The 11935-nt window shown below is 38.8% G+C and carries 14 protein-coding genes; all 14 read left to right on the top strand.

Annotation, left to right across the window (positions count from 1 at the left end):
- Positions 1-280 precede the first annotated feature (280 nt).
- The 14 genes from D9X91_RS20970 (at position 281) to D9X91_RS20905 (ending at position 11826) form a co-directional block, all read left to right on the top strand.
- Positions 281-1057, top strand: a complete 777-nt coding sequence (locus D9X91_RS20970) for an SAF domain-containing protein (RefSeq protein WP_121682635.1) — start codon at positions 281-283, stop codon at positions 1055-1057.
- 32 nt (positions 1058-1089) lie between these two features.
- Positions 1090-2247, top strand: coding sequence for an AAA family ATPase (locus tag D9X91_RS20965; RefSeq protein WP_121682612.1), 1158 nt, complete (start codon positions 1090-1092; stop codon positions 2245-2247).
- A gap of 12 nt (positions 2248-2259) precedes the next feature.
- Positions 2260-3609 (top strand): CpaF family protein, encoded by a 1350-nt coding sequence (locus D9X91_RS20960; protein WP_121682611.1) that lies wholly within the window; start codon positions 2260-2262, stop codon positions 3607-3609.
- Entirely contained in the window at positions 3606-4532 is a 927-nt protein-coding gene (locus tag D9X91_RS20955) for a type II secretion system F family protein (RefSeq protein ID WP_121682610.1), read from the top strand. The genes D9X91_RS20960 and D9X91_RS20955 overlap by 4 nt, the downstream gene beginning before the upstream one ends.
- 4 nt (positions 4533-4536) lie before the next feature.
- Entirely contained in the window at positions 4537-5469 is a 933-nt protein-coding gene (locus tag D9X91_RS20950; RefSeq protein WP_121682609.1) for a type II secretion system F family protein, read from the top strand.
- A gap of 43 nt (positions 5470-5512) precedes the next feature.
- Positions 5513-5722 (top strand): hypothetical protein, encoded by a 210-nt coding sequence (locus D9X91_RS20945; RefSeq protein WP_121682608.1) that lies wholly within the window; start codon positions 5513-5515, stop codon positions 5720-5722.
- A gap of 36 nt (positions 5723-5758) precedes the next feature.
- Positions 5759-7144 carry a vWA domain-containing protein gene (locus D9X91_RS20940; RefSeq protein WP_148709103.1) on the top strand — a complete coding sequence of 462 codons (1386 nt, stop codon included), beginning with the start codon at positions 5759-5761 and terminating at the stop codon, positions 7142-7144.
- 15 nt (positions 7145-7159) lie between these two features.
- Positions 7160-8710 (top strand): hypothetical protein, encoded by a 1551-nt coding sequence (locus tag D9X91_RS20935; RefSeq protein ID WP_121682607.1) that lies wholly within the window; start codon positions 7160-7162, stop codon positions 8708-8710.
- A gap of 3 nt (positions 8711-8713) precedes the next feature.
- Positions 8714-9286, top strand: coding sequence for a hypothetical protein (locus D9X91_RS20930; protein WP_121682606.1), 573 nt, complete (start codon positions 8714-8716; stop codon positions 9284-9286).
- Positions 9287-9303: 17 nt separating this feature from the next.
- Positions 9304-9681: a hypothetical protein gene (locus D9X91_RS20925; protein ID WP_121682605.1), complete on the top strand. Its 378-nt coding sequence runs from the start codon at positions 9304-9306 to the stop codon at positions 9679-9681.
- Positions 9682-9892: 211 nt separating this feature from the next.
- Complete coding sequence (locus D9X91_RS20920; protein ID WP_148709102.1) at positions 9893-10318, top strand: hypothetical protein; 426 nt, start codon at positions 9893-9895, stop codon at positions 10316-10318.
- 23 nt (positions 10319-10341) lie between these two features.
- Positions 10342-10800, top strand: coding sequence for a DUF4234 domain-containing protein (locus tag D9X91_RS20915; RefSeq protein ID WP_121682603.1), 459 nt, complete (start codon positions 10342-10344; stop codon positions 10798-10800).
- On the top strand, positions 10790-11185 hold the full coding sequence (locus tag D9X91_RS20910; RefSeq protein ID WP_121682602.1) for a pilus assembly protein: 396 nt from the start codon (positions 10790-10792) through the stop codon (positions 11183-11185). The genes D9X91_RS20915 and D9X91_RS20910 overlap by 11 nt, the downstream gene beginning before the upstream one ends.
- Positions 11186-11214: 29 nt before the next feature.
- Positions 11215-11826 carry a hypothetical protein gene (locus tag D9X91_RS20905; protein WP_233569879.1) on the top strand — a complete coding sequence of 204 codons (612 nt, stop codon included), beginning with the start codon at positions 11215-11217 and terminating at the stop codon, positions 11824-11826.
- The last annotated feature ends 109 nt before the right edge of the window (positions 11827-11935 follow it).

Below are 11935 nucleotides of genomic sequence, written 5' to 3'. Positions count from 1 at the left end.
AACCAAAGTAAAAATAGTAAAAAAATAACAGACAGATTTCGACAGCACTTTCCTGTATTTGACCAAATTGTGAACAGGTGATAAATACATATAAGGATGTTTATGACAATATTTTGAATTCCTATGTTTCTTTTTTAGGAACAGGTGGTATTTAAAGGAAATGAAAGGAACGATTTTCCTATTTATGCTACAAAATTACCATTTTGGACACATTTGGGAACCTCGTTCAGCCATATACGTATCGATAAGAAAGCCAAGTCAACGGAAGAGAGGTCAAGGAATGTTAGAGTCGAAGCGAAGAGCAGCCATCTTTTTACTATTAGCATTTATTTTAGCAGCTGCAGCAGGTTATTTAGTGTTGGACAAAGTGAAATCCCTGAATTCTGAACTCGGGGGGATGACGAAGATCTACATTGCAAAAGACGATATTCCCCCAAGGACACCTATTACAGAAAGCCAGATTGGTGTCATGGAAATCCCGAATCGTTTTGTTGTAGAGAATTCTTATATAACCGACAAAGGTGATTTGGCAGGCAAGGTTTCAGTCGTTTCATTATCAGAAGGGGAGATCATCACCCAGAATATGCTGAAGCCGATTTCGAATTTAAGAAATGAGAATAATAGATTGGTTGCCATTCAGATGTCTGACAAAATCCAATTCGACCAAGAAATCAAAGCGCTCGACCGGGTGGATATCGTTGTTTCGGTAGATGATAACGGAAAGAAAACAACAAAATACTTTTTACGGGATGTCCCAGTAGACTGGGCACAAGGAAAAGGCAAGAACTTTGCAGGAATAGCTGTCGAGGTCAGTGCAGAGGATGCTCCAAAGTTAATCCACATGGAAAATTATGCAGACAAAATCCGGATCCTGAAAGCGAATGTTGGTAAAGAGGAAGCAGGAACTGAACAAGCGGCTGTTGATGAAAGCAGTGAAATTACCACAGATGCCAATGGTGATCAAAAGGATTCAGAGAAACAGCCGGCCGGAAAAACGGAAACGAAAAAACCGGCTCCAGCCACAACGACAAACAAATCCAAATCAAAGAAACCTTAAAATAAAATGAACCCATTTGAGGAGAGCATACGATGGAATCGAAATTAGATATTTTATTGGTGAGCAGCGATGAAGCTACTCATAATCAAATATTAAATTCTCTTGATACAGATGAATCAAATATTGGGGTCATCCCCCCGGAAGATGTCGTGAGGGAAGTCAATCGGCAAACGAGGGATATCATCATTTTTATCCAACCTGAAAATGATACGGCTGTTGAATTGATTCAATATATCAAGTCGGTCAATCCTTCATGCTATGTCATATTCTTAGCGAATACGTCTGATGTCACATTGCTTAGAAACATTACGAAGGCAGGGGCAGAGGATTTTTTCATCTTCCCTGATGAACTGTCATTATTTCTTAGTAGATTCCCGACCATCACCAAAAATTATTCATTAAAAAAACATTCCCAGGACGAACCTTCGAAGATGGGCTTCGGAAGAGGAAGAGGACAAATCTTTTCCTTTTACAGCGGGAATGGGGGAACGGGAAAGTCGATCATCTCTTCAGCTTTTGCTCAAACATTGAAGCTGGAGTCCACTGCGGAAGTGATCTTGATCGATTTGAATTTCCAATTCGGCGGCATCGAGACACTATTATCGATTGATTCCAATCGTTCAATTGCCGACTTGACACCCGTTATCAGTGAATTAAACGAAAATCACATTCGAAATGTATCCAATACAGAGAGTCATTCAAAGATGGAAATCTTGATCAGCCCTTGTGACGCAGAGGTCGGGGAAACATTGAACGAAGAGTTTGTCGCCAAATTATTAAGAACGTGCAGAAGATCGTTTGACTATGTCATTCTTGACCTTCCTTCTTCAATCAATAATCAGGTCGTGACAGCTCTCGAAGAATCCGACAAGATTTTCTACGTCTTAACTCCAGGCACCCCAGAGTTAAAGGTCTTGAAACAATATGAGGAGCTATCAGTAAGATTGGGAATTGAAATTGCGTCGAGGATGGAGATTGTTTTTAACCAAACCGGAAAAGAAAACGAAGTTCAGCAAAAAGATATCAAAAATATTTTAAGGTTTCCGATTGCCGCTTCCATCAGAAGGGACATTAAAGGACTGCAGCCCTTTGTGAACAAAGGTGAGCCAGTCAGAAAGATTTCAAAGGAAAGGAAACTGATCCCATTTGCGAAAGATATTCATAAATTCGCGTTGTCTGTCTTGAAATAGGAGGTTTAGAACATGTCGTCTCTATTCGAAAAGCGAAAAGAAAAGTTCGTACAGAAAAAGTCAACATCCTATCATTACGAAAATCATTTGGTAGACGACCTTGTAGAACATTATAAAGCGAGGCTCTTGCGTGATACGAATCTTGAAGCACTCACCCAGCTTTCACAGGGGGAAATGAGGTTGAAGATTGAACAACTCGTATCACAATTCATGTCAGAAGAGAAAGTGATCATTTCCCGGAATGATAAAGAGCTGTTAATAACAAGAATATTGGATGAATCGGTCGGTTTTGGTCCACTTGAGCCATTGATCAATGACGCTTCCATTACTGAAATCCTTATAAATGGCTATCAAGAAGTATACGTGGAACGTTTAGGAAAGCTGGTCCTGTCGGATGTGAAATTCCGGGATGACGATCACGTAAGACATATTGTCGACCGGATAGTGGCGCCGCTTGGAAGACGGATTGATGAAAGCTCGCCGATGGTCGATGCCAGACTGCCAGACGGAAGCCGTGTGAATGCAGTCATATCCCCAATCAGTTTAAATGGTACTTTGGTTTCGATCCGAAAATTCCGTTCGGAGCCGTTCCAAGTGGAAGACCTCCTAAACTTCAATTCATTGAATTCCGTGATGGCAACATTCATGGAGGGGGTCGTCAAAGCCAAGATGAATACACTCATTTCAGGCGGAACGGGTTCTGGTAAAACGACCTTGCTTAATGTGATCGCAGCCTCCATTCCGTTCGGGGAAAGGGTCATCACGATTGAAGACTCAGCGGAGCTTAGGCTGGATCGACCGAATGTCGTTGGAATGGAAGCGAGGCCAGCAAACGTTGAAGGAAAAGGTGAAATTTCCATTAGAAGCCTGGTGAAAAACGCCTTGCGGATGCGTCCTGATCGAATCATTGTCGGTGAGGTTCGAAGCGGGGAAGCATTTGACATGCTGCAGGCAATGAATACCGGCCATGAGGGTTCCATCACCACCGTCCATGCCAACTCTCCGGATGACGCGCTGCGAAGGGTGGAAGCGATGGTGATCATGGCAGGAATGGACCTGCCGAGCCACATTATTCGGGAATATATCGTCGGAGCGCTCGACATCGTCATTCAAGCCACACGATTAACTGATGGAACGAGAAAGATCGTCTCCATTTCTGAAGTAAGGAAGAATGGGGATGGAACCCATGAGATAAAAGAAATCTTTCAGTTTAAACGAACCGGCATAAATGAAAAAGGCGAGATACTCGGATATTTCACACCTACTGGATATGTCCCACAGTGTTTAGAGAGATTAAGGGTATTTGGCATCGATTTTCCAGAATCGGCATTTAGGGACGTTCAAGAGGAGGTCTACCGATGACTATAGCAGCTGTAACCACTGCAGCGGTCCTGTTGTATCTTGTTTCACTTTATTATTTCCTCGATTACCGAAAAGAGAAAAGAGATAGAAAGAAGAAGGTTACAGAATTCTATGATGATGGTTCCAAACGAAGAAGCTTCATCGTGATTTTGGGTGATCGATTTGATTGCACTGATACAGCTAAGCCCATTGCAGAAAAGCTATCACGGGCGAATATTCCTTTTACACCTTCCGAGTATATTGGCGCATTGATTGTATCTTATATGGGCGTCATGATCCTCCTCCAAAACTTTTTTAGTATTCGGTTCCCGATCAATTTGCTGGTTGCCGGATTGGTATTGGAGGGAGCGAGGAGATTAGTATTTTTATTGAGAAAGAACCTTATGAAGCAGAAAATCGCTGAGCAATTGCCGGAAATTTGCAGGGTCCTGGCCAACGCAACACGTTCGGGGATGACCTTGAATCAGGGTATCCATCTAGTGGCACAAGAAATCAGCCAGCCTGCAGGCGGGGAATTTAAGCGCTTGTCCAGCGAGCTATCTCTCGGCATCGATTTTTCCACAGCCCTTAAGTCAATGGAAAAAAGAATCGACATAAGGGAATTCCAACTTTTTACAGCGACGTTGTTGATTCAAAAAAAAGCTGGGGGAAATCTCTTTTCGGTTCTCGATGAAATGAGCCAGACCCTCGAGGAGAGGCAAGTCTTGCAGCAGGAAATCAAAACAATGACAGCGGAGCAGCGCTACGTATCTTATATGGTTCCAATCATTCCAATCTTCTTAGTACTAATGATGAATAACATTATTGACGGCTTTTTAGACCCTTTATTCTCTGGAATAGGCATCATTCTCCTCATTCTTTTTTTAGTGGGAATTGTATTAACATTCGTTCTAGTTCGTAAAGTGACAAATATAAGGGTGTGATGAAGTGGACGGATTAATTGTCATTTTTATCGTTTTATCATTGGCTTTTTTAGGGCTTGCACTTAGGAGCTATTATCTTTTTTTCATTAATAAAAAAGAGCTGAAAGCCGATATGGAGGAAAAAGTTTTTATATATAATGCTTTTGAGAAAAAAGCGACTCGAAAAGAAAAATTTATCTCGAAGATGTTTCAATACGCAGATGACTTTTCAGCGCTAGGACAGCGAATCAACTTCTTCAGTGAAGATGATGATGTGAAGAAGCTGCTGACCCAGGCAGGCTACCCGTATCAATTGACAGTTGAAAGGTTTCAAGGGTTAAAAATGTTCTTGCTTGTCATTGGTGCCATCATCGGCGGGATCTGTTTAATACTGAGATTACCATTCTCGCAGATAGCGGTCATTATTTATCCTATGTTGGGCTTTGCGGGAACTATTTTCTGGTTGAGGGGCAAGGCCAAAAAAAGGCAAGAGGAAATTTCCTATGAACTACCGGATTTTCTCGATACGATGAGTGTTACGCTGCAAGCGGGCGTTGGACTTGACCAGGCGCTGCGGGACATCGTCCCATATTTTTCAGGGCCCATCAAAGAAGAGTTTGGCCGCTTCATTCAAGAAATTGATGTAGGTGTTCCTCGTGCAGAAGCATATCGGACTCTGTTAAAACGCAATGATAGCAAAGAGTTTCAAATACTCATCAAATCATTGATTCAAGGTGAACGACTGGGAGTCCCGATTTCAAATACATTTAAACAGCAAGCAGAAGAAATGCGGAAAATCAAGAAGGAAAAAATCAAAGAAAAAGCTGCCAAGGCCTCCCCAAAGGTTACCTTGATCACGACCTTTTTGGTCATGCCATCCGCACTTATATTAATTGGTGGCTTAATGATCATTAACATGTTTAACCAAAATAGGAGTTTACTTGATTTATTCAAGTAGATATATATTTTCATAAAATAATAACTATAAGGAGAGTAAAAACATGAAAAACAAATTAATCGAACTGTATGTAAAATTTACTTCACCTGTGAAAAACGAAAAAGGAGCACAGTCTCTAGAATGGTTGGGACTGGCTGCATTGTTAATTCTATTATTGGGGATAATCTCGACTGCTGTAAGTAATGGTAAAGAATCAATTGGTCAAATAATAACCAAAATCATATCAAAAATTTCAACAATGGTTGGGGATTAATGTTTATTTCTTTTGTTTAGTTGAGGAGGGGAATGTGTGAAGATCGCAACAAGAATGTTATCAGTGACAATAATATTGCTGTTGGCACTAGGTGCCTGCGATAGTAAGAATGATTCTAAAAATGAGCAGCATAATTCGCAGAAAACGAGTGAAACGAACAAAAGTAACCCAACAGATGACCAAAATTCCACACCTTCAAGTGGAGATGGAGAGGTAAATGCACAGCCTTTACCCAGCACATATACAGAACTTGCAAGTTTAAAGATGGGTGAACATGCTGACATTGACCCTAAATTGAATGAGTCTGAAAAAGTTGTAAACACTTTCTCGAAATTACCAGACATAAAAGACAATCCATCACATAATAAACTTGATCAGTTTTATAATGAACTGCTAAAAATGGTCCAACAAGATTATAAAGGACCAGAAGAAGCAATAAAGAGATTAAAGTTTGAAGCTATAGGCAGTCCTGAGATAGAAGACCCGCGATATCAATTTAAAGACAACTTAAATGTAGAGATTATTTTAGATGCTTCTGGAAGTATGGCACAAAAAATTAACGGGACTTCAAAAATGGATACGGCTAAATCGACCATTATGAACTTTGTGAAAGAACTACCTAAAGGGGCTAAAGTTGGAATCCGAGTTTATGGCAACAAAGGCAGCAATTCCGATTCAGATAAACAGTTATCCTGCAATAGCAGTGACGTTATGTACCCCATATCAGCATTTGACTCTAATCAATTTCAATCTGCATTAGGGAAGATTAAACCAACAGGTTGGACACCGATAGCATTAGCACTTAATCAAGCCCAAAAAGACCTTACTAACTACGAAGGAAATAAAAACACTAATATTGTATACCTTGTCAGCGATGGGATTTCGACTTGTGATGATGATCCGATAAAAGCAGCGAAACAACTCTATGATTCAAATATTTCGCCCATTATTAATGTGATTGGATTTGATGTTGACAGCAAGGGTGAAAATCAGCTTCAACAAATCGCGAATACTACTGAAGGAATTTATCAAACAGTTTCTGATGAAAATGAATTGCAAAAAGAGTTTGAAAGAATTAATGATCTGGCAAAGCGGTGGGAAGATTGGAAGAAACACAACACGCAGAAAATTGATCTCAAACACATGCAAAATAATTTAGATATATTCAGCTATACCACAGAAGAAGAAATGAAAGCTGTAAATGAAGGGACCAGAATAGGAATTATTCTTTCAATGCTGAAAGAAGATAAAAAAATGTCGAGTGAATCATTACTATATTTAAAGGATAAAAATCGGGAATATCATCAGTGGATAAGAGATGAAATTCAAAAGTTCAACGAACAATTAAAAAGCATGAACGACAAGAATTATGCAGAAGCAATAAAAGAACTCGAAGACAAATATCAAAAAAATAAACAATAGAATCGGGGTGTACCAATGGAACGGTTAAATAAGCTGGTGTGCCTGTCATTGATCTGCATCCTTCTCTTTTGGACATCATTTCCGGTCATTGCATCAGCTGCGTTTATTAAGCCCGGTAAACCCATCACCCCAGGAAAGACTTACACGCCGGGGAAGCCGATAACAGGTGGTCAATTCATTGTTCCAGGAGACGTCATACAACCTGGAACGGCCATCAAAGGTGGTAAAAGCTACGAAACTGATTCAATGACGCCATCAGGAAAGCCCATTATTCAAAAGAATCCATTATCAAATACTGGAATATTCATCATTCCAAATGCACCGCCGACGCCTTCAAATATCAATTTCATCTTTCCTGATATCACAAGCGGAGATCCTATAACAGGAGGAGCTGCGATTCAGGAAGGAAAGGGATTGAACGGAGGAAAAGGTAGTCAAGATGGAAAAAGCATCAACGGCGGCCAGACAAACCAGAACGGAAAAGGCATTAATGGTGGTAAAAACACTGCCCCTGGATCAAACATCCAAGGTGGAAAATCAAATTCGGGGAATGATTTAAATGGCGGTAATTCCGTTGAGGGAGGAAAGAACCCTTCGGGCAAAAATGCTGCCTCAGGTTCAAACATTTCAGGAAAAGGCGGCAGTGATGCAGCAAATAATAGTGAACCATCCTCTCCGACATATAGTTTGTTTATTAAATCAGCCAACGGAGATCGAGGGTTCATGGGCCACGTAATAGGTGCATTCAAAGATTTTAAATCATATGGATTAGGCTTTGTCGATAAATTTGCCCAAGGGGTAAGTTCTTCAATTGCTGGTTTTAATTTTAAAAAGCTAGGTGATGCCCCATATTACGCTGTCTATGGAAAGAATAAACTCGATAACAAAGTGGCAAATTGGTTTTATCAGAGGTATAAAGAATACAATTTTGATGGAAAGAAAACAAACTTTGGACCGAATGCAAGAAGGATAGGCGAGGGAAGATACAATGAATTTATGAAGGGCAAAAACCTGAATGGTTCTTCTTTTAAAAATATTATGCAGTCGACCAAAAAGTCATTAAATGAAGGATTTAATATTTTTTCAAAAGATTTTCGAAAAATCAGTGTAGCAAAAAAATTTAATGGTCCAGTCAACTTAGCACTTACGGCTTTTAACTCGGTTTATGATTACGGATTTGGTGCCAAAAAGGATAAAGGTTTGGCATCTACCGATTTTGCGGCGGATTTGACTACCGATGTAGCAATCGGGGCAGGGACTACAGCCGTTAGTACGATGCTGTCAAGTGCGGCTTCTGGGGCAATGGTCGGATCGTTCATTCCTATACCAGGTGTTGGGACAGCTGTTGGTGCTGTCGTAGGATTAGGGGTCGGGGCATTGTCAACATATTTAATATATGGAACACCAACAGGCCGAAGAATTAAAAATGCTGCAAGAAACATTGTTAAAAAGGGATATGATGGTGTCGTTTCTGGAGCGAAAAAAGTTGGAAGCACAATTTCCAAAGGTGCAAAAAAATTCGCCGATAATTTTATGAGTGGATTAAAACATTTTGGGGGAATTTAATTCATGGTTGATCAAGCAGTTAACTTCAAAGATAGTAAAATATTGAAAACTTTTTTTTCAATATTTATTTTAGGGATGATAAGCAGTTTTGTACCCCAAAAATCATACACACTTCTAGTAGTAAACATTATAGTGTCTTTGATGATATTAATCATATTTATTATATTGTGGCGGGTTCATTCCCGCCGCAGTAAGAGATATTTTTCCTTACTCTCTTTTGTTATGTTGCTTTCCTTTTCATATTACTTCTCCATCCCTCTAATAAGATTACTGTCCAACTCCTATTTAATGTGGATAGGCATTGGACTGTGGATTGGGATTACTACTTGTTCCATTATGTTAGGAAAATCAATATTTGTGGGATTATCAAATCCTATAAAAAGTAAGTTAGGCATCTATATATTTGTAATGTTCTTTTTAGTAATAGGACTGGGAAAGGTAGTTGTAAGTTATAACTATACCACTCACAATCCAAGTGCTGTCGCTGTAGGAATATTCACTTATCTATGCGGCATGTTATTATCATTTATTTCTGGGGCACTATTAATTGATCCTGAAAAGAAGAAGCAAAAGTAAAAAGTTGGGGGTTCTTCATGTTTAATTTAAAAGGATTATTACAGGCAATGGGTGTTTCCTTATTATTGACTATCATCATTTCTTTGGTTATAGGAATGGTTAATTCATTAAGTATAACAATAGCAGTAGTCTTGATGTTCATAGCATCATATGTTTCATTAGGTGTTTTATCTCCGAAATGGAATAGGGCTACACCATACTTTGCAAGTTTTATTGGCGCGATCACTTTATCTCTAATAAACTTTTGGTTTGCAAGTAGGTTCATGGGAGTCGAGATACTCACAAATCCAGAAGCCGTAAATAAAAGTCTAGTTTTTAGCACCTTAACATCATTAATTACCACTTATATAGTTTTGCAAATTCAGAGGAAAAGGAATGAGAGTGTAGATGCTTAGGGATGTTCTTGATATCTATAACCGTAATATCTTTAACATTATTATTCTTTCCGTGTTCCTTATTTTTCCTGTAACAATTTTTTTGTTTTTTGTTATAACTTACTTGTACCAAAATGATCACATTCAATATTCAAATATGTATGCATTATTCTTAATCCTTTTGAACTTTACGCTCATCTTTCCTCCTTTTTTTCTTTTGACTTGGAGGGATATGAATGATAATTCCTATAATATCGGTGAGTTGTTTAATTATTTTATAAAGAATATTGGTTTAATTCTTGCTGCATCTTGTTTTCTTTACCTATTTGCTGCAATTGGGTCAGTAATATTATTTATACCTACATTCATAGGACTAACAATGTTGTTATTAATACCTATTTTTAGTGATCAAGAAAGAATTAAGGATGTTCTTCAACAAACATGGAAGGTTATTCTGAAAGATAACATTTTCATTTTGCTTGATCTGCTTATTATTATTTCACTAAATTTATTAGTTTGGTCAGCCATCTCAAATATGATTCAAGGGTTTAATAACAATTTGTTTGTTTATATTATTTTACGTGCATTTTTAAACGCATTGATTTTACCTTTAATCTATATTTATTTAACTTTAAAATATCGCACAATAACTGTTTAATGGCAGATTGAGAGGTGTAAAGCATGGAAGCCGCATTAAAAGAGCAAGGATACATTCAATTTAAGAAGTCCAATGTAGCTCTAGTAGTCTTTTTAACGTTTATAACATTGGGAATTTATTTGGGGTATTGGTTTTTGAATAGAAAATCGACTTTCAATGGTATTCATCAAAAAAATCATATACCTTTCAAATGGTGGTGGCTATTCACGATATACCTAGTCCTATCATTCCTATTTAACTTTATTGGAAGTGCATTTTTAACACCTTATGGCCTTTCTTTTTTTAACTCCATCGATACAATCATTTCATTCTACTTCTTAGGAATATTATACTTTTCAGTTTTTAGGGTGAAGGATTTGATTGAAGAGGAGACCAATGAAGGAGTTTTTAAACCGTGGATGCTCGTACTGTTCCATGTATGGTATTTGCAATATAAAATGAATCGACTAGAAGGAATTGGGAGAGATTCGCATGCTGCTTAAAAAAATCATCAAAAACGAAAAGGGAGCATTGAGCTTTGAATTTCTAGGAATCCTTCCATTTTTCTTTCTTTTCTTCCTTCTTCTCTGGCAGGTCGTGGCGTCCGGGTACGCAGTTTTCACCGCCAAATCGGCAGTGAACGATGCCGCTAAAGTTTTGGCAGCCTCCAATGATTTGGAGCAAGCCAAGGAGACAGCTATAGAAGCCATAGGCGACAGCTCTGTACTTCAATACAAAAAGATTGAAGTCACTCCCCTAAATTCAACAGGCAAATTCAAGCTGACTCTCTACACAGAAAACATGCTTGTTTTTATTCCTGATAAATGGAAGCCTTCTTCCTCTCTTTCCTTAACACAATCCGCTACGGGACAGGTCCTGGTTCCATGAAATATGTAAACAATGAAAAAGGAAATTCAGTGTTTTACTTATTGTGGCTGCTAGGAATAGTAGCTTTGATCTTTGTCATTGTCATCAACATTGCAAAAGTATACGTAGTCAAGATTCAGGCAAATACATCTGCAGAACAGGCGGCCATCGCAGGTACAGCTGTTCTTTTGGAAGAGACGAAGCAAGCCGTTCAGGAGTTTGACAGCAATTTGCTGCTCTCAGCACCTCAAAAACTTGAAGATGGGGGCAAGAGCATAGCGGATCAAATTCAGGAGAAGCAGGATGATTACACTGGCAATGGCTATTCTGAATCAGAATCATATATATTGGCCGCAAATGACATTCTTCCAGATAAAATCAACAGCCACCCAGGTCTAAAACATATCTTTGACCAACATTTTAAAAGTGGGGACATCGGGGATCGCGTGCTCGCTGCTGTTCAGGATATCATCGATCAAAATGAAGGCAATACCCAAAACACAGTGGTTGAATTTTCCGCTGAAGATTGGAGGCTGGAAGTGAAATCCACGGTTACGTTTGAATCAATTACCGATCATAAATTCATTCAATTTTTTAGAGATGACATCCCCCAGAAAGGGTACGGACCAAAATTAAAATACCTTGAGGGAGTATATCAATAGTTTTAGAAAAACTCTCAGAATATGATGACCAATTAAACTTAAAATGGTCTTGGGATAACTAGGAGATGATATGACTATGTCAAAAAAAGAAAAACGCTGGAGACGATTC

The sequence above is a fragment of the Falsibacillus albus genome (assembly GCF_003668575.1).
Taxonomy (GTDB): Bacteria; Bacillota; Bacilli; order Bacillales; family DSM-25281; genus Falsibacillus; species Falsibacillus albus.
This window is presented reverse-complemented; position numbering and strand designations above follow the sequence as displayed.